Here is a 21635-nt window from a genome sequence, read left to right on the forward strand (position 1 = left end):
GGAAGAGAGAAGGTGCCTCCGAACGGAGTCACGTGCCCGCGCGCAGTAGGGAGAAGCCCGATGTCAGCAGCCGAGGGTCCGCTCGTCGTCGGCGTGGACTCGTCCACCCAGTCCACCAAGGCGCTGGTCGTCGACGCGTCCACCGGTCGGGTGGTCGCCAGCGGCCAGGCGCCGCACCCGGTCTCCTCGGGAGCCGGGCGCGAGAGCGATCCGCGCGCGTGGTGGGACGCGCTGTGCGAGGCCCTGCGCCAGTGCGGGGAGGCGGCGCACGAGGCCGCGGCGGTGTCGGTCGGCGGGCAGCAGCACGGCCTGGTCACCCTGGACGGCCGGGGCGAGCCGGTGCGGCCCGCCCTGCTGTGGAACGACGTGCGGTCGGCGCCGCAGGCCCGTCGGCTGACGGAGGAGCTGGGCGGGGCGAAGGTCTGGGCCGAACGCACCGGAAGCGTCCCCGCCGCCTCCTTCACGGTCACCAAGTGGGCCTGGCTGACCGAGCACGAGCCCGAGGCCGTCCGGGCCACCACGGCCGTGCGCCTCCCCCACGACTACCTCACCGAGCGGCTCACCGGGCAGGGCACGACCGACCGCGGCGACGCTTCCGGGACGGGCTGGTGGGCGTCCCGGACGGAGTCCTACGACGAGGCGATCCTGGCGCACGTCGGGCTCGACCCGGCCCTGTTGCCGCGCGTGGTCCGGCCCGGCGAGATCGCGGGCACGGTGCGCGACAGCCACGATCTGCCGTTCTCGAAGGGCACGCTGGTCGCGCCCGGCACCGGCGACAACGCCGCCGCCGCGATGGGCCTCGGAGTGCGTCCCGGTGTCCCGGTCATGAGCCTCGGCACCTCCGGCACGGTGTACGCGGTCTCACGGCGAAGGCCCGCCGACCCGAGCGGCACGGTGGCGGGTTTCGCCGACGCCCACGGCGACTGGCTGCCCCTGGCCTGCACCCTGAACTGCACGCTCGCCGTCGACCGCGTCGCGGCGCTGCTGGGGCTGGACCGCGAGGCCGTGGAGCCCGGCGCGGCCGTGACACTCCTGCCCTACCTGGACGGCGAACGCACTCCGAACCTGCCGAACGCCTCCGGCCTGCTGCACGGCCTGCGGCACGACACGACCGCCGGCCAGCTGCTCCAGGCCGCCTACGACGGTGCCGTGCACTCCCTGCTCGGGGCGCTCGACCTGGTCCTCGACGAGGACGCGGACCCCTCGGAACCACTGCTGCTGATCGGCGGTGGCGCCCGGGGCGCCGCATGGCAGCAGACCGTGCGGCGGCTCTCGGGCCGGCCCGTGCAGGTGCCCGAGGCCGCGGAACTGGTCGCGCTCGGCGCCGCCGCACAGGCGGCGGGACTGCTGACCGGGGAGGATCCGGCGGCGGTCGCACGCCGCTGGAACACGGCCGCCGGGCCGGTGCTCGACGCCGTCGAGCGGGACGAGGAGACGCTGTCCAGGATCGCCGGGGTACTCTCCGACGCGGCTCCACTGCTGGAGCGATCCACGGACACTCACTGAGGACTGGCGTCAGGCATGACCGCACCGCTGCACGAGGCCCGTCCTGCCGGGCCGGGAGGCGCACTGCCCGACACCCAGCAGGGCATGCGCCGCCGCAACCTCGCCCGCGTCCTGCACGCCGTCCGTGCCGAGGGGCCGCTGTCCCGGGCCGCCGTCGCCTCACGGATCGGTCTGACCCGGGCGGCGGTCTCGACGCTCGTCGACGAGCTCATCCGCTCCGGGCTGCTCGAAGAGCTCGGCCCCGAGCGGCCCGGCCGGGTGGGCCGGCCCGGTTCCGCGCTCGCCGTCAGCCGACGCGGTCCGGCCGGCCTCGGCGCGGAGGTGGGTGTCGACCATCTCGCGGTCTGCGCGGTCGATCTGCGCGGCACGACCAGGGCGCGTGCGATACGGCAGGGAGCGAACCGCGGCCGCTCCCCTCGCCCCGTGCTCGCGGAACTCACCGAGCTGATCCGGCAGGTCGTGGCCGAGGCGGAGGCGGAGGGCCTCTACCCGGCCGGACTCGCCGTGGCCGTGCCGGGCCTGGTGGCGCGCGACGCCCGGACGGTCGTGCGCGCCCCGAACCTCGGCTGGCACGACACCGACCTCGGCCCGCTGCTCCCGTCGGGCACCCCGCTGACCGTGGACAACGAGGCCAACTTCGGTGCCCTCGCCGAACTCTGGCTGGGTGACGGCACCCCACGCGACTTCCTGCACGTCTCCGCGGAGATCGGCATCGGCGCGGCGGTCGTGGTGGACGGCGGACTGCTGCGCGGAACCCGCGGCTTCGCGGGCGAGTTGGGGCACGTGCCGGTCCGGCCGGACGGGCCGGAGTGCGCCTGTGGCGGGCGGGGCTGTCTGGAGCAGTACGCCGGTGAGGAGGCCGTCCTGCGAGCGGCCGGCCTGGAACCGGACGAGGACCGGGTCGGACTGCTCGCCGGACGCGCAGCGGAGGGCGACGAGGACGTGCGGCGAGCCCTGCGCGACGCGGGTACGGCGCTCGGCGTGGCCCTGACCGGGGCGGTCAACCTGCTCGACCCGGAGACAGTGGTCCTGGGCGGGGAACTGTCCGGGCTCGCGCCCTGGCTTCTGCCCTCGCTGCGGGACGAACTGACGCGGCGTACGGCAGGCTCGGCGTGTCCCGTGTCCGTGTCGCGGCTGGGCCCCGAGGGGCCCCTGCTGGGAGCCGCGCACTCGGTGGTCCGTGCGGTGCTGGACGATCCGGCTGCGTTCGCCCGCCGCGCCTGAACCGACGCGTCCCCGACGGTCGCCGCAGGGCTGCATACGCGACCACCGCTGGGTTTGATCCTGCCCCGACCACCCGCGCGGGTGACGGAGTTGTCCACATCAGCGAGCCGGTCCACCGCTTCGTGCCACTTTCTCCGGGCCGACCGGCGGGCGCCGTAACGTGATCACGCGAGCCCGGACCGCAACGGCCGCAGCTCCGCACAGTCGAGCACGAGACAGCAAGTCGTGCACGAGACAGCACTCGCGCACGAGACACCCTCCAGTCGAGCCCGGAAGGCACACAGTCATGCGTCGGACCACCCTTCTCCCCAGCAGGCGAGGCATCCTCGCGGGCGCCGCCCTCACCGCCCTCCCCTCCGCCCTGCTCTCGGCCACGCGGGCCGAGGCCCGGCCCCGGACCGTCGATCACCCCGGAGCCGCATGGCGACCGGCGAGCCGTGGCAACTACACGCCGTCGAACCGGCCACGGGCCCATCCGCTGCACTATGTGGTCATCCACGTGGCGCAGACGACCTACGGCGGCACCCTGTCCGTCTTCCGCGACCCCAGGACGAAGGTCTCCGCACACTACGTGGTGCGTTCCTCCGACGGGCGTGTCGCGCAGTGCGTGCGCGAGTCCGACATCGCCTGGCACGCGGGCAACTGGGACTACAACACCCGCAGCATCGGCATCGAGCACGAAGGCTGGGTGGATCGGCCCGGATACTTCACCGACGTGATGTACGAACGGTCGGCCCGGCTGACCGCGGAGATCTGCCGGCGGTACGACATCCCGAGGAACCGCGCGCACATCATCGGCCATCACGAGGTGCCGGGCAGCGACCACACCGACCCGGGCCGGCACTGGGACTGGAAGCGCTACCTCAGACTCGTCGAATCCGCCTGAAGCAAACGCTTTTCAGGTCCGCCCGTGTACCCGGCCGGTCCCCTTGATCCACCTCACGTCCCGGTTACAAATCGCTCAACCTCTGGTTGCGGACCGGTGAGCAGGCGACGATGGGGCCATGACTCTGGCCCAGCGCGCCCTGGAGCGCCTGCAGGCCTGGCCCGACCTGATGGCGGGCCCGGCGAGTTGCGGCACCGGAAGGGCGCTCCGTTCCGTCCGTGACGACATCGTCCACTTCCACTCCGCACGGGACGTGGATCTCCACCTCACCCGCCGGGCCATACAGCGCTTCCACTACGACCTCTCCGGTTCGAGCGCGATCCATCTGCTGCCCGGATCGTGCTGGGTGACGGTCCACCTCGACTGCGAGGCGGACGTCGACCTGCTGCTGAGTCTGGTGAGCATCGCCCTCAAGGCCCACCAGACCCCGCCCGCCGCCGACGAGGAGGGGCCGCGGCTCGCCGGGTGCAACTTCCACCGGGTCACGGTGCTGCCGCGTGACGCCGTGGCGGGCGGCTGAGCCTTGGGAGAAGCACCGGAGACGGTCAACGCCGAGGCCTGGGACGCGTACGGGACACACCATCTGCGACGGGGCACGGAGCTGCCCGAGGCGACGCGGATCGACTGGGGGTTCGAGGGCGGCGGGCCCGGGTGCGAGGTCCTCGGGGAGCTGACGGGCCGGCGGGTGCTGGACCTCGGTTGCGGTCCGGCCCGGCACGCCGCTCATCTGGTCCGGGCCCACGGGGCGCAGGTGGACGCCGTCGACGCCTCGGCCGGGCAGTACGCGCGAGCCCGTGCCCGCCACGGCTCGCTGCCCGGGCTGCGGCTGGTCCTCGCCGACGCGGTGGAGCACCTGCGCTCGGCCGAGCCGTACGACGTCGTCTACTCCGTCAACGCCGTCCCGTACATCGATCCGCACCGGCTGCTGCCCGCCCTGGCCGGGGCGCTCAAGCCGGGTGGCAGGCTCTGCTTCACGGTCCTGCACACCAACAGTCGCGGTGACGGGCCGTCGGGCCGGGTGGTCGCCCGGCCCGAGATCCTGCGGCTGGCGGGCGGCGGCGAGGTCACCGTCCACATGTGGGTGCCGACCACGGAGCTCTGGACGGAGCTGCTGACCGAGTACGGGCTGCGCGTGGAGGGGGTCGACGTCCTCGACACCCCGGAGGACGGCAACAGGGCCTCCTACCGGCTCTTCCGGGTGACCAGGCCCGTCCGGGTGTCGTCCCGGCCGCGGGTCGACAAGCCGCCGCTCGCGCACGCCGCGCTCGGCGTGGGCGCCATCGTGTACGGGCCACGGGGGCTGCTGCTGGGCCGGCACCGGCGCGGGACGTGGGAGCTGCCCGGCGGGACGGTGGAGCCCGGGGAGTCGTTGCAGGAGACGGTCGTGCGCGAGCTCGGCGAGGAGACGGGGCTCGCCGCGCGGCCCGAGGACGTCCGGCTGCTCGGGTCGCTGCTGGACGAGGCGGGCGGTGTCGTCCGTATGACCGTGGCCGCCCGGGTCACCGCCTGGCGGGGCGAGCCGTCGGATCAGCCCGGGGAGAGCGTGGGCCGCTGGCGGTGGTTCGCCCTGGACCGTCTGCCGGAGCAGCTGTTCGTGTGCAGCGCGCAGGCCCTCACGCTGTGGCGGCCCGGTCTGCCGATCGACACCACGCCGGCGCACTCCACGCCGTTCGCCACCGGAACGGGTGACGGCTGAAGCACCCGAACGGGTTGCGTTCTTTCAGCCGTTCCCGCGTAGTGCGCGCTCGGCCGCCCTGCCGGACCCCGCGGTCTGGTGCACTGCCTCTGAAGACCCGACAGTTGACGAGGCATCAGGGGGCACCGTGGCAGGTCGTCGCAGGCGACGGGGAGCAGGCAGAGCGGTACTGGCGTTCCTCACGGCGTTCGGGGCGCTGACCGGTGCGGCCCTGGTCGGGGCGGCTCCGGCCGGCGCCGTCCAGAAGGGCGAACGGGTCGCGCCGGGCGTGAGGTACAGGGAGTTCGACATCAAGGGGGCGCAGGGGGTGACGCACGCGCATGTGCTGAGGGTCGACCTCGGCAACCCGCGGGTACGGGTCGATCTGCTCTACCCGGGGGCCGTGGCCTCGCGCGCGGCGGTCTCGGCGATGGCGAACAGCCAGGGTGCGGTCGCCGGCATCAACGGTGACTTCTTCAACATCTCCGAGACGCAGCACCCGGGCGTCGAGGCGACCGGAGCGAGTGTGGGTCCGGCGATCGCGTCGGGGCGGACGCTCAAGGCAGCCGTGCCGAAGGGACAGCGTTTCGGGCCGGCGCTGCCGCCCGGCACGACCACCGAGGACGTGTTCGGCGTCGGCACCGACGGGCGGGCGCGGCTGGACCGGCTGACGCTGGCCGGTTCGGTCCGAACGGCCGAGACGCAGCTTCCGCTCGGCGGACTGAACCAGTACGCGCTGCCGGTGGGTTCTGTCGGTGCCTTCACCTCGAAGTGGGGCCGTGCGTCCCGGGTGCGCGCCACGTGCGGCACGGACACGGACCGCGCCGCCCCGTGCAGCACGGACACCTACGAGGTGACGGTCCGCGACGGCAAGGTCGTCTCGGCCGCCGACACCCCGGGCAGCGGCCCCATCGCCGCGGGGACCACCGTGCTGGTCGGGCGTGAGGCGGGTGCCCAGCAGCTGCGCAAGTTCTCCACCGGCGAGGCCGTCGAGGTCCAGCACGGCCTGGAGGCGGCGGACGGTGTCGCGTACCGGCTCGCCCTCGGCGGTTATCCGGTGCTCTCGGGCGGACGGCCGCTGCCGGGGCTCGACAACACGACGTCGGCCGTCCGCACGGCCGTGGGGATCGCCGACCACGGGCGCCGCCTGGTGCTGCTCGCGCTGGACGGCGCCGCCGCCTACCGCAGCGGTCTGACGGTATCGGAAGTCGCCGGCACCCTGCGGAAGCTGGGTGCGCAGGACGCCTTCAGCCTGGACGGCGGCGGTTCGTCGACGCTGGTCGCGCGGAAGTCGGGCGCCAGCACGGTCTCCGTGCGCAACCACCCCAGCGGCGGCGCCGAACGGCCCGTGCCGAACGGCATCGGCGTGTTCTCGAAGTGATCTCAGGGCCGCAGACCGCTGACGATCTCCGCCGTCGCGATGAGGCCGCTGCTGATGGTGGGCGCGATGCTGGTGCCGGCCAGGGAGAAGCCGAGCAGCAGGCAGACCAGCGCGTGGGAGATCTTCAGTCCGCCGTTGCACAGGAAGATCACCGCAAGGATCGTGAGCAGCAGCACCACAGAGATGGAAATGGCCATCGTCAACTCCTCCGCCACACCGCCGAGTCCGGTTCACGGTGTTCGGCCGCAAGTGTGGCGTAGCGGAGGGTTCGTCCGGGCGGCTGAGCTGTCCGCCGAACGTGTGGTGTCCCACTGCCGCCCTAAGCGGCCCGCCGGGCGTCGAGGAAGGCCTCCAGACCGGCGAGGTCGTCGGTGTTGAGGTAGTCGACGCCGGCGGCGAGGAGTTCATCCCACAGCGCGTCGCGAGCGGGCCCGGGCAGGTCGGAGGTGGCCCAGAACCGTACCTTCTGCCCGCGTGCGTGGGCGGTTCCGACGATGCCCCGCAGCTTCTGCCGCTCGGCGTGGGGGAAGGTGCCGACGCCCTGCCAGGTGAAGTTGAGCGTCCAGTTGTCGCTGATCAGCGGGATGAACGAGGCGGGCGCCGGGCCGCCGAGGTCGGTGAGACGGCCGTCGTAGAAGGCGCGCCGGACGGTCTGGGCCTCCATGGGCACGCGGGCGGCGCGGTCACCGGAGACGACGGCGGTGACCGGACCGCGGACGACGCAGCCGCGAGCGGAGGTGGTGAACAGGTGCCGGTACCGCCGGAGGTGACGGTCGAGCTCGCGGTAGGTCGCGGCGCCCTCCGTCTTGATGTCGATGAGCAGCTGCAGCGAGCCGCGGCGCCCCCGGTACACCGAGCCGTGGTGGGCACGGACGCGGGCGGCGAGCGGGTCGAGATAGAGGGACTCCAGGGTGCGGGACGGGTCGAGGTCCTGGGGGTCGTGGGCGACGAGGAGCTGGTCGCCCACGAGGTAGATGTCGGCCTCGACGCTGCCGAAGCGGTGGTCGAGGGCGTCCGACAGCGGGCGTGGGTGCTCGTAGTCGTTGTGGGCGTGAGCGCGCCACAGCGGGCGGGGCCGGTGCGCGCGCTCGCCGGCCGCCGCGGGTGCGGCGGGGAGGGCGATCGAGCCCGCGAGAGCCGCGCCGAGGGTGGTGAGGGCCGTGCGACGGGTGGTGAGGGCCATGCTCTGCCTCCCTGGAGGTGCCGTACGGGAACCCTGCGAGTATGGGTCCGAACAGGCTCAAGGGGCAGACTGGGACGGGGAGTTGGCCGGACTGCCGCCCCGCGCTCACTTCACGGGCCGACCCGGGCGCGCGGAAAGACCCGCCCCTGCTGGGACGGGTCTTTCCGGTTTTTCCCGGGCGGCTCCCGGAGTTGACGGGTCGGACGTCAGGGGGCCTGGAGGTCGACCAGTGCGGCCAGGGCCTCCCGGTGGGCGCCGGGCGTGCCGTAGGCGATCGAGTCGGCCTTCGCGCGCTTGAGGTAGAGGTGCGCGGGGTGCTCCCAGGTCATGCCGATGCCGGCGTGCAGTTGCACCGCCTCCTCGGCGGCGTGCACGGCGACCGGTGCCGCGTACGCCTGGGCGACGGTGACGGCCACGTCGACGTCCTCGCTCGTGGCCAGGGCGTCGGCGGCGTTGCGGGCGGCCGCGCGGGCGTTGACGACCTCCAGCCACAACTGGGCCAGCCGGTGCTTGAGCGCCTGGAAGCCGCCGACGGGCCGGTTGAACTGCTTGCGTTCCTTCAGGTAACGAACGGTCTCCGTCAGCGTCCACTCCGCCACACCGAACTGCTCGGAGGCGAGCAGCCCGGCACCGGCGCGCAGGGCGCGGCGCACGGCGGGTTCGGCGTCGCCCAGCAGCAGGCCCTCCGCACCGTCGAGGGTGACGGTGGCGAGCGGCCGGGTCAGGTCCAGGGAGGTCTGGGGTGTGACGGTCGCGGCGCCGGCGTCGACCGCGTACAGACCTCCGTCGTCGGCCGGTACGAGCAGCACGTCCGCGACGGCCGCGTCCGCGATGCCGGTGAGTTCGCCGTGCAGCAGACCGTCCTCGTGCCGGACGGCCTTGTAGGCGGCGTTCGGCGCGACGTTGAGTGCGACGGCCAGGGCACCGATGGTCGTCCCAGCCGCGAGGGCGCGCAGCAGGTCGTCGGCGCCGCAGGCCAGCAGGGCCTCGGTTGCGACGACCGCGCTCGTCAGGTACGGCACGGGCGCGACCGCGCGTCCCAGTTCCTCCAGCACCACGGCGGCTTCGCGGTGAGTGGCGCCCTGGCCGTCGAGTTCCTCGGGCACCAGCAGGCCGGCGAGGCCCATGCCGCCGGTGAGGGCCTTCCACAGGGCCAGGTGGTGGGGGGTGTCCGACTCGGTGCGGGCGATGACGCCGGGTGCGTCGCAGTGGTCGGTGAGCAGGTCGCGGACGGCGGCGCGCAGCGCGTCTTCCTCTTCCGAGTACAACAGGTCGCTCATCGGGCAAGGTCCTTCCAGGCGACGTCCTTGTCGGTGCGCGGCTCGGCGGGCAGGCCGAGAACCCGCTCGGCGACGATGTTCAGCAGGACCTCGCTGGTCCCGCCCTCGATGCTGTTGCCCTTGGAGCGCAGATAGCGGTAGCCGGCGTCGCGGCCGGTGAAGTCGACGAGCTCCGGGCGCCGCATGGTCCAGTCGTCGTACAGCAGGCCCTCCTCGCCGAGGAGTTCCACCTCCAGGCCGCTGATCTCCTGGTTGAGGCGGGCGAAGGCCAGCTTCATACCGGCGCCCTCGGGGCCGGGCTGGCCGGCGACGAGCTGCTGACGCAGCCGCTCCGCGGTGAGGCGGGACACCTCGGACTCCACCCAGAGCTTCAGCAGACGCTGGTGCAGATCGTGGGTGCGCAGCTCGGGCCGCTCGCGCCAGGTCTTCGAGATCGGGCCGATCATGCCGCCCTCGCGGGGCAGCCGCATGCCGCCGATGGCGACGCGCTCGTTGTTCAGCGTGGTCTGCGCGACCTTCCAGCCCTCGCCGACCGCGCCGAGGCGCCGTGTGTCCGGGATGCGGACGTCGGTGAGGAACACCTCGTTGAACTCGGCCTCGCCGGTGATCTGCCGCAGCGGCCGCACCTCGACGCCCGGGTCGGTCATGTCGCACACGAAGTAGGTGATGCCCCGGTGCTTGGGCACCTCGGGGTCGGTACGGGCGATGAGGATCGCCCAGCGGGCGACATGGGCGCTGGACGTCCACACCTTCTGTCCGTTGACGACCCAGTCCTCGCCCTCGCGGACGGCCCGGGTGCCCAGCGCGGCGAGGTCGGAGCCGGCGCCCGGCTCGCTGAACAGCTGGCACCAGACCTCCTCGCCCGTCCACAGAGGACGAAGGTAGCGCCGCTTCTGCTCGTCGGTGCCGTACTGCAGGATCGTCGGCGCGGCCATGCCCAGGCCGATGCCGATGCGCCGCGGGTCGTTGTCGGGCGCTCCGGCGGCCTCCAGTTCGGCGTCCACGACGGCCTGGAGGGAGCGTGGGGCGCCGAGTCCGCCGAGGCCCTCCGGGTAGTGCACCCAGGCGAGCCCGGCGTCGAAGCGGGCCCGCAGGAAGTCCAGCCGGTCCGTGGAGGCCGGTGGATGGGCGGCCAGCAACTCGCGCGTGCGGCGGCGCAGTTCCTCGGTGTCGGTCATGCTGTCTCCTCCATGACGACCGCGACCCGGCCGGTGCTCAGACCGTCCGCCACCTTCTGCACGGCGGCAGCCGCCGAGCCGAGCGGCACGCGCTCGCTGATCAGCGGCTTGATCGCGCCCCGGGTGGCCAGCTCGGTGAGCCGATCGTGGCAGTGCTGGACCAGCTTGGGGTTCTTGGTGTTGTACAGGCCCCAGTGGAGGCCCAGGATCGAGTAGTTCTTCACCAGGGCGTGGTTCAGGCCCGGGCTGGGGATGGTGCCGCCGGCGAAGCCGACGACCACGATGCGCCCCTCGAAGGCGACGACCTTGGTGGACTGGGTGTAGGCCTCGCCGCCGACCGGGTCGTAGATCACGTCGGCGCCCCGGCCGCCGGTGGCCTCCTTGACCGCGGCGACGACGTCCTCCGAGCGACGGTCGATCACGACGTCGCAGCCCAGTTCGCGGGCGACGGCCGCCTTCCCGGAGCCGCCGACGACACCGATGACGGTGGCGCCGGCGGCCTTCCCGAGCTGCACGGCCGCGCTGCCGACCCCTCCAGCGGCAGCGTGGACGAGCAGGGTCTCGCCGGCCTCCAGACCGGCCCGGCGGTGCAGACCGAACCAGCCGGTCTGGTAGCCGATGTGCAGGGCCGCGGCCTCGGCGTCGTCAAGGGCGTCCGGCGCGGGCAGCAGCGCGGCGGCGTCCGCGACGGTGTACTCGGCGAAGCCGCCGTGCGGCAGGACCGGGTTGGCGATCACGCGGCGACCGTCCTCGGTCTCGCCGCAGATCTCCACGCCCGGGGTGAACGGCAGCGAGGGCCTGACCTGGTACTGGCCGCGGCACAGCAGAGCGTCCGGGAAGTTGATGTTGGCCGCGCGTACCTTCAGCAGGACCTGGCCGTCGCCGGGGGCGGGCGGCTCGATGTCCTGGAGCCGCATCACCTCGCCCGGCTCGCCGTTCTCGTGCACTTGCCATGCCTGCATGCGGGGCCTCCACGGGGGACTGCTTCGTCTGACCGGGGTCGGTTCGCATACTAAGCGGTCGCTTGCCGATCAGGGAACAGTCTCCGGGCAAAGTCCCGCCGGGGACGTCACGCGCGTTCCGGGGCCGCCGGGTACGTCACGCGCGCTTCGGGCCCGCCAGGCACGTCATGCGCGCCTCGGCCCGCCGGGTACGTCACGCGCCCTTCGGCCGCGCCCGTACGTGCATCCGCTCGCCCTGCGGCCCGAACAAACTCAGGAACTCCACCGGCCCCTCCCCCGTCGACCCGAACCAGTGCGGGACCCGGGTGTCGAACTCCGCGGCCTCCCCCGCCGTGAGCACCACGTCGTGCTCGCCCAGCACCAGGCGCAGCCTCCCGGACAGCACGTACAGCCACTCGTAGCCCTCGTGGGTGCGCAGGTCCGGCTCCTGTCTGCGCTTCGGTTCGAGGACCTTGTAGGCCTGCAGTCCGCCGGGCTGGCGGGTGAGCGGCCAGTGGGTGCGCCCGCCCATCACGATCGGCTTGGAGCGCACGCGCGGATCATCGGCCGGCGGGGCGCCGACCAGTTCGTCCAGCGCCACCCGGTGGGCGCGCGCGATGGGCAGCAGCAGTTCGAGACTGGGTCTACGCAGGCCGGACTCCAGCCGCGAGAGGGTGCTGACGGAGATGCCGGTGGTCTCGGAGAGCGCCGCCAGGGTCACCTCCCGGTCCTTTCGCATCTGCCGCAGCCGGGGGCCGACGCCCGCGAGTACCTCGTCCGTCGTCATGGTCGTATTGCAGGTTCGGCAAAGTCGTTTGTCAATCCCGCAGCGCCGGGGCGACGCTCGGCAGCGGAGGTGGTCACATGACCGAGAAGTACGCGGTGGTCGTCGTCGGCGGGGGCACGGCGGGTCTGTCGGCGGCGCTGGTGCTGGGACGGGCCCGGCACCGCACGCTGGTGGTCGACGCCGGTGAGCCGCGCAACGCGCCGGCCGCGCACATGCAGGGCTATCTGACCCGGGACGGCATGCCACCCGCCGAGTTCCTGGCGAAGGGCCGGGAGGAGATCACCCGCTACGGCGTGGAGCTCGTGCGGGACCGGGTGGTGGAGGTGCGGAAGGGGGACGGGGACTTCACCGCGGTGCTGGCCGGGGGCCGGAGCGTGCGGGCCCGGCGGCTGGTCGTCGCGACCGGGCTGAGAGACGAGCTGCCCGCGGTCGCCGGGGTCGCCGAGCGGTTCGGCCGGGACGTGCTCCACTGCCCGTTCTGCCACGGCTGGGAGGTGCGCGACCGGCCGTTCGGGGTGCTGGCCACCGGCCCGGCGAGTGCGCACCAGGCGCTGATGGTGTCCCAGTGGTCGAAGGACGTGCGGTTCTTCCTGCACACGGTCGCCGAGGAGGAGCTGTCCGACGAGGATCTGCGCCGGCTCGCCGCGGCCGGGGTGGAGGTGGTGCCCGGGGAGGTCGCGGGGCTGGTGGTCGAGGACGACCGGCTCACCGGCGTCCGGCTCGCCGACGGTACGACACACGCCCGCTCGGTGCTGTTCCTCGCCCCGCGGGCCGTCCCGCAGACCGGCCTGCTGGAGAGCCTGGGTGCGGAGCTGCACGAGACGCCGTTCGGCGCGTACCCGGTGGTCGATCCGACCGGGCTGACGACCGTGCCGGGCGTGTGGGCGGCGGGCAACGCGATCGGCTTCGCCGAGCAGGTCGTGCACGCGGCGAGCGGCGGCTACCGGGCGGCGTCGGCGATCGTCGGAGACCTGCTGATGACCGACCTCGACGCGACCGCCCGGGTGTAGAGACGTCAAAGACCCGCGCGGTCGCCCGGGAGAGGTACCGGCACGCGGCCGGGGCCCGCGCGGTCGCCCCGCAGGGCATCGACGCGTCGTCGGGCACACCGACGACCGATCCGGCACGACCGCCCAGGTGTAGAGGCACCACCTTCGGTGCACCATGGCTGCATGCTGCTGCACCGGCTGGCCCGAGTGTCCCAGGAGGTCGCCGCCACCTCGGCGCGCTCCCGCAAGACGGCTCTGCTCGCGGAGCTCTTCCGGGACGCCGAGGCGGAGGACGTGCCGATCGTCATCCCGTACCTGGCGGGACGGCTGCCGCAGGGCCGGATCGGCGTCGGCTGGAAGGTGCTGAGCCGCCCGGTCGCCCCGGCGGCGGAGCCGGGCCTGACCGTGCGGGAGGTCGACGCCCGGCTGGCCGAGCTCGCCGAGGTGTCCGGCCCGGGCTCCCAGGCGGAACGGACCAGGCTGGTCGGCGAGTTGATGGGCGCCGCCACCGAGGACGAGCAGCGGTTCCTGCTCGGGCTGCTCACCGGCGAGGTCCGCCAGGGCGCCCTGGACGCGGTCGCGGTGGAAGGGCTGGCCCAGGCGACCGGTGCCCCGTCGGCGGACGTGCGGCGGGCCGTGATGCTCGCGGGCTCCCTCCAGGCGGTGGCCGAGGCGCTGCTCGCCGACGGTCCGGCCGCCCTGGAGCGCTTCCGGCTGACCGTCGGCCGCCCGGTGCTGCCGATGCTGGCGCACAGCGCCTCCTCGGTGGCCGAGGCGGTGGACAAGCTGGGCGCCTGCGCGGTCGAGGAGAAGCTGGACGGCATCCGTGTCCAGGTGCACCGCGACGGCGACACCGTGCGGCTCTACACCCGCACGCTCGACGACATCACCGACCGTCTGCCCGAAGTGACGTCCGCCGTGCTGGAGTTGCGGGGTGAGCGGTTCATCCTGGACGGCGAGGTGATCTCCTTCGACGAGGGCGGGCGCCCGCGCTCGTTCCAGGAGACCGCCGGCCGCGTCGGCTCCCGCACGGACGTGGCGACGGCCGCCCGTGCCGTGCCGGTCTCCCCCGTCTTCTTCGACGCGCTGTCCGTGGACGGCCACGACCTGCTCGACCTGCCGTTCGCCGAGCGGCACGCCGAGCTGGCCCGTCTGGTGCCCGAGCCGATGCGGGTGCGGCGCGCGCTGGTGTCCGGGTCCGTCGACACGCCCACGGCGGAGGACTTCCTCGCCGAGACGCTGAAGCACGGCCACGAGGGCGTCGTCGCCAAGGCGCTCGACGCTCCGTACAGCGCGGGCCGGCGCGGGGCCTCCTGGCTGAAGGTGAAGCCCGTGCACACCCTCGACCTGGTCGTCCTGGCCGCCGAGTGGGGACACGGCCGCCGCACCGGCAAGCTGTCCAATCTCCACCTGGGCGCCCGCACCGCCGACGGCGGCCTCGCCATGCTCGGCAAGACGTTCAAGGGCATGACCGACGCGATGCTCACCTGGCAGACCGAGCGCCTCCAGCAGCTCGCCGTGGAGACCGACGACTACGTGGTGAGGGTCCGCCCGGAACTCGTCGTCGAGATCGCCTACGACGGCCTGCAGCGCTCCACCCGCTACCCGGCCGGTGTCACGCTGCGCTTCGCCCGGGTGATCCGCTACCGGGAGGACAAGCGCCCCGAGGACGCCGACACGGTCGAGACGCTGCTCGCCGCGCACCCGGAGGTGAGGCCGTGAAGCGCAGCGCCGGCCTGCTGCTCTTCCGCCCCGCCGGCGACGGCGTCGAGGTGCTGCTCGGCCATATGGGCGGCCCCTTCTTCGCCCGCCGTGACGCCGGGGCGTGGACGGTGGTCAAGGGTGAGTACGAGCCGGACGAGCCCGCCTGGGAAGCCGCCCGCCGCGAGTTCCAGGAGGAACTGGGTCTGCCCCCGCCCGACGGCGACCCCATCGACCTCGGCGAGGTCCGGCAGACCAACGGCAAGATCGTCACGGCCTGGGCGGTCCGGGCGGACCTGGATCCGGCGACGATCACACCCGGCACGTTCCGGATGGAGTGGCCGCCGAGATCCGGCCGGATGGAGGAGTTCCCCGAACTGGACCGGGTGGCCTGGTTCGGACTCGACCGGGCCCGCGCGATGATCGTGAAGGCACAGGCGGCGTTTCTCGACCGGCTGGCGGAGCACTCGCTCCGGTGAGGAGACATTCCCGCGTTGCGGTCCCCTCCGCCGCGCGGGAAGGTCGAGACACAGCCCGCTCCGAGGGAGGTCGGCCATGCCCATCGCAACGGTGAACCCGGCGAACGGCGAGACGCTCAAGACGTACGAGGCCATGGACGAGCAGGAGATCGAGCGCCGGCTCCAGCTCGCGGAGGCCACGTTCCGCACGTACCGGACGACGACCTTCGACGAGCGGGCCCGGCTGCTGCACCGGGCCGCCGACCTCCTCGATGAGGACCAGCAGGACATCGCCCGCGTGATGACCACCGAGATGGGCAAGCCGATCCAGCAGGCCCGGGCCGAGGCGGCGAAGTGCGCCAAGGCGATGCGCTGGTATGCCGACCACGCGGAGGAGCTGCTCGCCGACGAGGAGCCCGCCGACTCCGACGTGAAGGACTCCGGCGCCTCGCGCGTGCGGGTGCGCTACCGGCCGCTCGGCCCGGTGCTGGCGGTGATGCCGTGGAACTTCCCGCTGTGGCAGGTGGTCCGGTTCGCCGCGCCCGCGCTGATGGCGGGCAACGTGGGCCTGCTCAAGCACGCCTCGAACGTGCCGCAGACCGCCCTCTACCTGGAGGACCTCTTCCACCGGGCGGGCTTCACGGAGGGCACCTTCCAGACCCTGCTGATCGGGTCCGCCGCGGTCGACGAGATCCTGCGCGACGAGCGCGTCAAGGCCGCCACGCTCACCGGCAGCGAGCCCGCGGGCCGCGCGGTCGCCTCCACCGCCGGCGAGATGATCAAGAAGACGGTGCTGGAACTGGGCGGCAGCGACCCGTTCGTCGTCATGCCCTCCGCCGACATCGGCCGGGCCGCCGAGGTGGCGGTGACCGCGCGGGTGCAGAACACCGGGCAGTCCTGCATCGCCGCGAAGCGGTTCATCGTGCACACGGACGTCTACGACGCGTTCGCCGAGCGGTTCGCCGAGGGCATGAAGGCGCTGAAGGTCGGCGACCCCCTGGCCGACGACACCCAGGTCGGGCCGCTCTCCAGCGAGCAGGGACTGCGTGACCTGGAGGAACTGGTCGACGACGCCGTGCGCGGCGGCGCGCAGGTGCTGTGCGGCGGCGAACGGCCGGACGGGCCCGGCTGGTACTACACGCCGACGATCCTCGCCGGCATCACCCGCGAGATGCGGATCCACCGCGAGGAGGCGTTCGGGCCGGTCGCCACGCTCTACCGGGCGGCCGACGTGGACGAGGCCGTGCTGATCGCGAACGACTCGCCGTTCGGACTGAGTTCGAACGTGTGGACGCGGGACGAGGCGGAGGTCGACCGGTTCGTACGGGATCTGGAGGCCGGCGGGGTGTTCTTCAACGGCATGACGGCGTCCCACCCGGCGTTCCCGTTCGGCGGCGTGAAGCGGTCCGGCTACGGGCGTGAGCTGTCCGGGCACGGAATCCGCGAGTTCTGCAACATCACCACTGTTTGGCATGGTGCGTGAGTGTTGCGGGGCTACGATCCCGTCTGTGAACCGCGAAGTGACTCTGCCTCTGATCGTCGACGACCGCGGGACCCTCCAGGTGACTGCGGCGGATGTCAGCAAGCTCTTGCGGACGGTGGGGGGCCGGTGGGTGCGGCTCGTGGAGGGCGGGGAATCGGGACTGGACGAGGACACCGTCGCCGAGTTGGCCATCGAGCTGGCCAAGCTGGCCGATCGGATCGACGTGGCCTGTATCGCGCACAGCAGTGGGACCGCGACCTGAGTCCGGAACACGGCGTCCCCGGTACGGAGTAGCTCCGCGCGAAGTCGGCGTACCGGGGGGTGATCGTAAGTGGACCACCCCTTGAGGTGACCCACTTCTGACCGGGGGGCTCAGGGCCTTCCGGGCGGCGAAAGCAGGCGCGGCTCATGGCGACTTTGTGCAGACCCTCGGTGTCCGTTCCGGAGCACGTGATCACGATGGAGGAGACCCTGGAACTGGCGCGTGAGCGTCACGCCGGGCACCCCCAACTGCCGCTGGCCCTACGTCTGATCGAGAACACCGGGGTGCGCACGCGGCACATCGTGCAGCCCATCGAGGAGACGCTGAGGCACCCCGGGTTCGAGGACCGCAACAAGCGGTACGAGGCCGAGGCGAAGGCCCGGGTGCCCGCCGTCGTCCAGCGGGCGCTCGACGACGCCGAGCTGCTCACCACCGAAGTGGACCTGATCGTCTACGTGTCGTGCACGGGCTTCATGATGCCCTCGCTGACGGCCTGGCTGATCAACGAAATGGGCTTCGAGCCGACGACCCGGCAGTTGCCGATCGCTCAGCTCGGCTGTGCGGGCGGCGGCGCGGCCGTCAACCGGGCCCACGACTTCTGCACGGCCTACCCGGGGGCCAACGTGCTGATCGTGGCGTGCGAGTTCTGCTCGCTGTGCTATCAGCCCACCGACATCGGCGTCGGCTCGTTGCTGTCGAACGGCCTGTTCGGTGACGGCATCGCCGCCGCCGTGGTCCGCGGCCGCGGCGGCGAGGGCATCCGGCTGGAGCGCAACGGCTCGTACCTGGTGCCCAAGACCGAGGACTGGATCACGTACGACGTGAAGGCGACCGGCTTCCACTTCCTGCTGGACAAGCGGGTCCCTGGGACGATGGAGCCGCTCGCGCCGGTGTTGCGGGACCTCACCGGGGATCACGGGTGGGACGCCTCCGACCTGGACTTCTACATCGTCCACGCGGGCGGCCCCCGCATCCTCGACGACCTGAGCACCTTCCTGCGGGTCGAGCCGCACGCCTTCCGGTTCAGCCGGGCCACCCTCACCGAGTACGGCAACATCGCCAGCGCCGTCGTCCTGGACGCGCTGCGCCGGCTGTTCGACGAGGGCGGCGCCGAGCAGGGGGCCCGCGGGCTGCTCGCCGGGTTCGGGCCCGGTATCACCGCCGAGATGGCCCTGGGCCGCTGGCACGGCGCGGACGAGACGATGTGACATGGGCGAAGAGACGATCTGCGAAGGCCCTCCCCCGGTCCGGGACCGGTCCTCGCCGGGCCCGTCCGGCGGCGGTCTCGGACCGGAGCTGCACGGTGTGATGGCCGAGGGCCCGGGCACCGGGCCCGAGGCCCTGCCCGTGACCTGGTGAGGCGTCGATGACCGCGACGGAAGGGCTGTTCGTCCCACCCGGCCACGGCCGGATCATGGAGACCTCCGCCCAGCGTGTCACCTTCAAGGTGACCGGCACGCACTCCCGGACGGCCTCCACGTTCGAGGTGGTCGTGCCCCCGGGCTTCGACGTGGGCGCTCACGTGCACACGCGCAGCGAGGAGTTGTTCTACGTGCTCGAGGGTGAGCTGGACGTCCTCGCCTTCGAGCCCCGCATCCGCACACCCGACAACTGGCGGGAGTGGGAGTCCCCCGCGGGACACCGGGTGGTCCGGGCGACACCGGGGACGGTGATCGCCGTGCCCCCGGGGTGCCCGCACGCGTTCGCCAACCCCACCGACACACCGGCGAAGATGTTCTTCCAGGCGAGCCCGCCGCCCGACCACGAGCGGTACTTCGAGGAACTGCTGGAGCTCCTCGGCAGCGGGGGCCCGCCGGACCAGGCGGCCATCGGGGAACTACGGGCGCGCTACGACATCGAGCAGCTGACGCCGCTCAGGCACCGTTAGCGGAGGGGCACACCGGCGAGGGTGCGGGCGATGACCAGCCGCTGGATCTCGCTCGTGCCCTCGAAGATGGTGTAGATGGCCGCGTCCCGGTGCATCCGCTCCACGGGGTACTCCCGCGTGTAGCCGTTGCCGCCGAGGATCTGGATCGCCTGGGCCGTGACCTTCTTGGCCGTCTCGCTCGCGAACAGTTTGGACATCGAGCCCTCCGCCGCCGTGAACGGCTTGCCGTTGACGGCCATCCAGGAAGCGCGCCACACCAGCAGCCGGGCCGCGTCGATGGAGGTGCGCATGTCAGCTAGCTGGAAGGCGACCCCCTGGTTGTCGATGATCGGCCGGCCGAACTGCTCGCGTGTCTTCGCGTAGTCGAGGGCGACCTCGTAGGCGGCGCGGGCGGTGCCCACCGCCATGGCGCCGACCGCGGGCCGGGACGCCTCGAACGTGGCCATCGCCGCGTTCTTCACCCGCTCCCCGCCCTGCCTGGCCCTCTCCCGCGCCCGGGCCAGCCGCTCGTCCAGCTTCTCCTTGCCGCCGAGCAGGCAGGAGCCGGGAACACGCACGTGGTCGAGGATGACCTCGGCGGTGTGCGAGGCGCGGATGCCGTGCTTCTTGAACTTCTGCCCCTGCGACAGACCCGGCGTCCCCGGCGGGACGATGAAGGAGGCGTGCCCCTTGGAGCCGAGCTCGGCGTCGACGACCGCGACGACGACGTGGACGTTGGCGATGCCGCCGTTGGTCGCCCAGGTCTTGGTGCCGTTGAGCACCCACTCGTCCTTGGCCTCGTCGTACACGGCCCGGGTGCGCATGGAGGCCACGTCGGAGCCGGCGTCGGGCTCGGAGGAGCAGAAGGCGGCGACCTTGACGTCACCCGCGTCGCCGTACATCTGCGGGATCCAGGTGCCGATCTGCTCCTCGGTGCCATTGGCTAGGACGCCGACGGCTGCGAGGCCGGTGCCGACGATGGACAGGGCTATGCCGGCGTCGCCCCAGAACAGTTCCTCCATCGCCATGGGGATGCCGAGACCGGTGGGGTCGAAGTACTGCTGGGCGTAGAAGTCCAGGGAGTAGATGCCGACCTTGGCTGCCTCCTGGATGACCGGCCAGGGAGTCTCCTCACGCTCGTCCCATTCGGCGGCCGCGGGGCGGATGACGTCGGCCGCGAAGCCGTGCAGCCAGTCCCGGACCTCCTTCTGTTCGTCGTTGAGCTCCATGGTGAACTCGGCCATGTCGTCCCCTCCAGCGGCACACGTGCATGTTACTTGCGGTAACAGCAGTCTGTTACCGGCGGGTAGTCGAAGTCAACTCCTACCGACCGGTCGGCACCCGTTCGGTGTCGGGGGCACGCTTCAGTGTTAGTTTTCGCAGGCGTCATGGAAACAGCACGGGTGGGGAGAGACCATGGACACCACGCAGCGGACCGATCAGCAACGGTCCGCCGACCGCCGCCGGCGTGAGCTGCTGGAGGCTGCCGACCGGGTGGTGCTGCGCGACGGACCGCAGGCGTCGATGAACGCGATCGCGGCGGAGGCCGGCATCACCAAGCCGATTCTCTACCGGCACTTCGGCGACAAGGGCGGACTGTACGCCGCTCTCGCCACGCGGCACACGGACGCCCTGCTGGACTCGCTGCGGGCCGCGCTCGACGCGCCGGCGGACCGCCGGGAGCGGGTCGAGGCCACGCTGGACACCTACCTCGCGGCGATCGAGGCGCGGCCCCAGGTGTACCGGTTCCTGATGCACCCGGCGGAGGGCGGCGGGCCCGGGGACCAGGGGTTCGACGTCGGCAAGCACAGCGCGCCGTTGTTGCGGCGGATGGGCGAGGAGCTGGCGCAGGTCATCGAGGAGCGGCTGGATCTCGGGCCGGGCGGGCAGCAGCTGGCGCGGGTCTGGGGGCACGGGATCGTCGGCATGATGCACGCGGCCGGCGACTGGTGGCTGGGGGAACGGCCCTGCTCCCGTGCGGAGTTGGTGCGGAGTCTGGCCGATCTGCTGTGGGGGCGGCTCGCGGCCGTGGCGGACCGGGTCGGCGGTCCGGGGTTCTGACCGTTTGGTGCCGCGTGAGGGCCGGTGGGGGCTGGTCGCGCCCACGCGGCGGAGCCGCATGCTGAAACAGCCCCGCGCCCCTGCGGGCGAGGGCACTCAGGCGTTCCACGAAGCCCGGGCCACCTGGCGCATCAGTCTGCGGCGGCGCCAGCCCGTCAGGTGGTCCGCGAAGATCCGGCCCTCCATGTGGTCGCACTCGTGCTGCAGGCAGCGGGCGAAGAAGCCCGTGCCGTGGACGGTGACGGGTTCTCCCGTCACCGTGAAGCCCTCGACGACCGCGTGGTCGTGGCGTTCGGTGCCCGCTTCCAGGCCCGGAAGGGACAGGCAGCCCTCGGGCCCCCGGATCACGACGCCGTCCGCCTCGGTCAGACGGGGATTGACCACATGGCCCACATGGCGGACGTCCTCGTCGTCCGGGCAGTCGTAGACGAAGACCCGCAGCCGTTCGCCGACCTGGTTGGCGGCGAGGCCGACGCCCTGGACGGCGTACATCGTCGCGAACAAGTCCTCGACGAGCCGGGCCAGTTCGGGGCCGAAGTCGGTGACCTCCGCGCAGGGCGAGTGCAGGAGCGGGTCGCCGTGCAGGGTGAGGGGTCTCACGCGGCCGTGGGCGCCGGGGATGGAGCTGTGTCGCATGGCGGCAAGAGTAAGGTCCTGTCGGTCCGCGTCTCCCACACGAGTTCGCCACAGTGCCATGGTTCGGGAGTGCGAATGGATCTCGATAGGCTGAGGTCCACACCACGTGGCCGTCAGGCTTCAAGGCGCGGCGCGTA

At 72.6% G+C, this 21635-nt stretch carries 22 protein-coding genes and 1 pseudogene; 15 read left to right on the top strand and 8 right to left on the bottom strand.

All coding sequences use genetic code 11. From position 1 onward, the window contains the following. Nucleotides 1-60: 60 nt before the first annotated feature. The 6 genes from xylB (at nucleotide 61) to ACFZDI_RS15555 (ending at nucleotide 6672) form a co-directional block, all read left to right on the top strand. On the top strand, nucleotides 61-1506 hold the full coding sequence (xylB, locus tag ACFZDI_RS15530; RefSeq protein ID WP_391250861.1) for a xylulokinase: 1446 nt from the start codon (nucleotides 61-63) through the stop codon (nucleotides 1504-1506). 15 nt (nucleotides 1507-1521) lie between these two features. Further along, nucleotides 1522-2730: an ROK family protein gene (locus ACFZDI_RS15535; protein ID WP_391250863.1), complete on the top strand. Its 1209-nt coding sequence runs from the start codon at nucleotides 1522-1524 to the stop codon at nucleotides 2728-2730. Nucleotides 2731-3016: 286 nt separating this feature from the next. After that, nucleotides 3017-3616: an N-acetylmuramoyl-L-alanine amidase gene (locus ACFZDI_RS15540; RefSeq protein ID WP_391250865.1), complete on the top strand. Its 600-nt coding sequence runs from the start codon at nucleotides 3017-3019 to the stop codon at nucleotides 3614-3616. 118 nt (nucleotides 3617-3734) lie between these two features. After that, on the top strand, nucleotides 3735-4136 hold the full coding sequence (locus ACFZDI_RS15545) for a luciferase family protein (RefSeq protein WP_234749490.1): 402 nt from the start codon (nucleotides 3735-3737) through the stop codon (nucleotides 4134-4136). A 3-nt stretch (nucleotides 4137-4139) separates the two neighbouring features. Beyond that, on the top strand, nucleotides 4140-5312 hold the full coding sequence (locus tag ACFZDI_RS15550) for an NUDIX domain-containing protein (RefSeq protein WP_391250868.1): 1173 nt from the start codon (nucleotides 4140-4142) through the stop codon (nucleotides 5310-5312). A gap of 127 nt (nucleotides 5313-5439) precedes the next feature. After that, a complete protein-coding gene (locus ACFZDI_RS15555) occupies nucleotides 5440-6672 on the top strand; it encodes a phosphodiester glycosidase family protein (protein ID WP_391250870.1) in 1233 nt (410 codons plus the stop codon). 2 nt (nucleotides 6673-6674) lie between these two features. Here ACFZDI_RS15555 and ACFZDI_RS15560 read toward each other — a convergent pair whose 3' ends face one another. From ACFZDI_RS15560 to ACFZDI_RS15585, 6 genes are all read right to left on the bottom strand, one after another. Continuing rightward, a complete protein-coding gene (locus ACFZDI_RS15560) occupies nucleotides 6675-6869 on the bottom strand; it encodes a hypothetical protein (protein WP_391250872.1) in 195 nt (64 codons plus the stop codon). A 122-nt stretch (nucleotides 6870-6991) separates the two neighbouring features. Then, nucleotides 6992-7855, bottom strand: coding sequence for a phosphatidylinositol-specific phospholipase C/glycerophosphodiester phosphodiesterase family protein (locus tag ACFZDI_RS15565; RefSeq protein WP_391250874.1), 864 nt, complete (start codon nucleotides 7853-7855; stop codon nucleotides 6992-6994). A 206-nt stretch (nucleotides 7856-8061) separates the two neighbouring features. Then, complete coding sequence (locus ACFZDI_RS15570; RefSeq protein ID WP_391250876.1) at nucleotides 8062-9135, bottom strand: acyl-CoA dehydrogenase family protein; 1074 nt, start codon at nucleotides 9133-9135, stop codon at nucleotides 8062-8064. Further along, nucleotides 9132-10313: an acyl-CoA dehydrogenase family protein gene (locus ACFZDI_RS15575; protein WP_234749477.1), complete on the bottom strand. Its 1182-nt coding sequence runs from the start codon at nucleotides 10311-10313 to the stop codon at nucleotides 9132-9134. The genes ACFZDI_RS15570 and ACFZDI_RS15575 overlap by 4 nt, the downstream gene beginning before the upstream one ends. Next, entirely contained in the window at nucleotides 10310-11275 is a 966-nt protein-coding gene (locus ACFZDI_RS15580; RefSeq protein ID WP_391250878.1) for a zinc-binding dehydrogenase, read from the bottom strand. The genes ACFZDI_RS15575 and ACFZDI_RS15580 overlap by 4 nt, the downstream gene beginning before the upstream one ends. A 193-nt stretch (nucleotides 11276-11468) precedes the next feature. Further along, the gene (locus ACFZDI_RS15585) at nucleotides 11469-12041 is read right to left on the bottom strand and encodes a cupin domain-containing protein (RefSeq protein ID WP_391250880.1); all 573 of its coding nucleotides are present in this window, start codon (nucleotides 12039-12041) and stop codon (nucleotides 11469-11471) included. Between the two features lie 77 nt (nucleotides 12042-12118). Between ACFZDI_RS15585 and ACFZDI_RS15590 the strand changes: the two genes are divergently transcribed. The 8 genes and pseudogenes from ACFZDI_RS15590 to ACFZDI_RS15625 all read left to right on the top strand — a co-directional run bounded on the left by ACFZDI_RS15590 (nucleotide 12119) and on the right by ACFZDI_RS15625 (nucleotide 18822). Then, the gene (locus tag ACFZDI_RS15590; RefSeq protein WP_391250882.1) at nucleotides 12119-13051 is read left to right on the top strand and encodes an FAD-dependent oxidoreductase; all 933 of its coding nucleotides are present in this window, start codon (nucleotides 12119-12121) and stop codon (nucleotides 13049-13051) included. 162 nt (nucleotides 13052-13213) lie between these two features. Then, nucleotides 13214-14752, top strand: a complete 1539-nt coding sequence (locus ACFZDI_RS15595; protein WP_391250884.1) for an ATP-dependent DNA ligase — start codon at nucleotides 13214-13216, stop codon at nucleotides 14750-14752. Further along, nucleotides 14749-15210 carry an NUDIX domain-containing protein gene (locus ACFZDI_RS15600; protein WP_234749467.1) on the top strand — a complete coding sequence of 154 codons (462 nt, stop codon included), beginning with the start codon at nucleotides 14749-14751 and terminating at the stop codon, nucleotides 15208-15210. Before ACFZDI_RS15595 ends, ACFZDI_RS15600 begins: the two co-directional genes overlap by 4 nt. A gap of 76 nt (nucleotides 15211-15286) precedes the next feature. After that, nucleotides 15287-16672, top strand: coding sequence for an NADP-dependent succinic semialdehyde dehydrogenase (locus ACFZDI_RS15605; RefSeq protein ID WP_234749465.1), 1386 nt, complete (start codon nucleotides 15287-15289; stop codon nucleotides 16670-16672). A 25-nt stretch (nucleotides 16673-16697) separates the two neighbouring features. Continuing rightward, nucleotides 16698-16934 carry a DUF6213 family protein gene (locus ACFZDI_RS15610; protein ID WP_234749462.1) on the top strand — a complete coding sequence of 79 codons (237 nt, stop codon included), beginning with the start codon at nucleotides 16698-16700 and terminating at the stop codon, nucleotides 16932-16934. Between the two features lie 143 nt (nucleotides 16935-17077). Further along, a pseudogene (locus ACFZDI_RS15615) lies at nucleotides 17078-18142 on the top strand (type III polyketide synthase); the annotation flags it as partial. Between the two features lies 1 nt (nucleotide 18143). Beyond that, nucleotides 18144-18293, top strand: coding sequence for a hypothetical protein (locus ACFZDI_RS15620; protein ID WP_234749457.1), 150 nt, complete (start codon nucleotides 18144-18146; stop codon nucleotides 18291-18293). A 7-nt stretch (nucleotides 18294-18300) separates the two neighbouring features. Next, the gene (locus tag ACFZDI_RS15625) at nucleotides 18301-18822 is read left to right on the top strand and encodes a cupin domain-containing protein (RefSeq protein WP_391250888.1); all 522 of its coding nucleotides are present in this window, start codon (nucleotides 18301-18303) and stop codon (nucleotides 18820-18822) included. Here the strand turns inward: ACFZDI_RS15625 and ACFZDI_RS15630 are convergent. Continuing rightward, a complete protein-coding gene (locus ACFZDI_RS15630; RefSeq protein WP_391250890.1) occupies nucleotides 18819-20045 on the bottom strand; it encodes an acyl-CoA dehydrogenase family protein in 1227 nt (408 codons plus the stop codon). The two genes, ACFZDI_RS15625 and ACFZDI_RS15630, sit on opposite strands and share 4 nt — an antisense overlap. Nucleotides 20046-20217: 172 nt before the next feature. Here ACFZDI_RS15630 and ACFZDI_RS15635 point away from each other — a divergent pair, with 172 nt between their 5' ends. Continuing rightward, on the top strand, nucleotides 20218-20862 hold the full coding sequence (locus tag ACFZDI_RS15635) for a TetR family transcriptional regulator (RefSeq protein ID WP_234749452.1): 645 nt from the start codon (nucleotides 20218-20220) through the stop codon (nucleotides 20860-20862). Between the two features lie 96 nt (nucleotides 20863-20958). Here the strand turns inward: ACFZDI_RS15635 and def are convergent, their stop codons facing one another. After that, nucleotides 20959-21498, bottom strand: coding sequence for a peptide deformylase (gene def / locus ACFZDI_RS15640; protein ID WP_234749450.1), 540 nt, complete (start codon nucleotides 21496-21498; stop codon nucleotides 20959-20961). Nucleotides 21499-21635: the final 137 nt, after the last annotated feature.

It is taken from the genome of Streptomyces sp. NPDC007907 (genome assembly GCF_042959365.1).
Lineage (GTDB): Bacteria > Actinomycetota > Actinomycetes > Streptomycetales > Streptomycetaceae > Streptomyces > Streptomyces indiaensis.

Bases quoted from the DNA above. Each gene is read 5' to 3' on its own strand.
- xylB (WP_391250861.1), top strand. From the start codon at position 61: ATGTCAGCAGCCGAGGGTCCGCTCGTCGTCGGCGTGGACTCGTCCACC.
- ACFZDI_RS15535 (WP_391250863.1), top strand. From the start codon at position 1,522: ATGACCGCACCGCTGCACGAGGCCCGTCCTGCCGGGCCGGGAGGCGCA.
- ACFZDI_RS15540 (WP_391250865.1), top strand. From the start codon at position 3,017: ATGCGTCGGACCACCCTTCTCCCCAGCAGGCGAGGCATCCTCGCGGGC.
- ACFZDI_RS15545 (WP_234749490.1), top strand. From the start codon at position 3,735: ATGACTCTGGCCCAGCGCGCCCTGGAGCGCCTGCAGGCCTGGCCCGAC.
- ACFZDI_RS15560 (WP_391250872.1), bottom strand. From the start codon at position 6,869: ATGGCCATTTCCATCTCTGTGGTGCTGCTGCTCACGATCCTTGCGGTG.
- ACFZDI_RS15565 (WP_391250874.1), bottom strand. From the start codon at position 7,855: ATGGCCCTCACCACCCGTCGCACGGCCCTCACCACCCTCGGCGCGGCT.
- ACFZDI_RS15570 (WP_391250876.1), bottom strand. From the start codon at position 9,135: ATGAGCGACCTGTTGTACTCGGAAGAGGAAGACGCGCTGCGCGCCGCC.
- ACFZDI_RS15575 (WP_234749477.1), bottom strand. From the start codon at position 10,313: ATGACCGACACCGAGGAACTGCGCCGCCGCACGCGCGAGTTGCTGGCC.
- ACFZDI_RS15580 (WP_391250878.1), bottom strand. From the start codon at position 11,275: ATGCAGGCATGGCAAGTGCACGAGAACGGCGAGCCGGGCGAGGTGATG.
- ACFZDI_RS15585 (WP_391250880.1), bottom strand. From the start codon at position 12,041: ATGACGACGGACGAGGTACTCGCGGGCGTCGGCCCCCGGCTGCGGCAG.
- ACFZDI_RS15590 (WP_391250882.1), top strand. From the start codon at position 12,119: ATGACCGAGAAGTACGCGGTGGTCGTCGTCGGCGGGGGCACGGCGGGT.
- ACFZDI_RS15595 (WP_391250884.1), top strand. From the start codon at position 13,214: ATGCTGCTGCACCGGCTGGCCCGAGTGTCCCAGGAGGTCGCCGCCACC.
- ACFZDI_RS15605 (WP_234749465.1), top strand. From the start codon at position 15,287: ATGCCCATCGCAACGGTGAACCCGGCGAACGGCGAGACGCTCAAGACG.
- ACFZDI_RS15620 (WP_234749457.1), top strand. From the start codon at position 18,144: ATGGGCGAAGAGACGATCTGCGAAGGCCCTCCCCCGGTCCGGGACCGG.
- ACFZDI_RS15625 (WP_391250888.1), top strand. From the start codon at position 18,301: ATGACCGCGACGGAAGGGCTGTTCGTCCCACCCGGCCACGGCCGGATC.
- ACFZDI_RS15630 (WP_391250890.1), bottom strand. From the start codon at position 20,045: ATGGCCGAGTTCACCATGGAGCTCAACGACGAACAGAAGGAGGTCCGG.
- ACFZDI_RS15635 (WP_234749452.1), top strand. From the start codon at position 20,218: ATGGACACCACGCAGCGGACCGATCAGCAACGGTCCGCCGACCGCCGC.
- def (WP_234749450.1), bottom strand. From the start codon at position 21,498: ATGCGACACAGCTCCATCCCCGGCGCCCACGGCCGCGTGAGACCCCTC.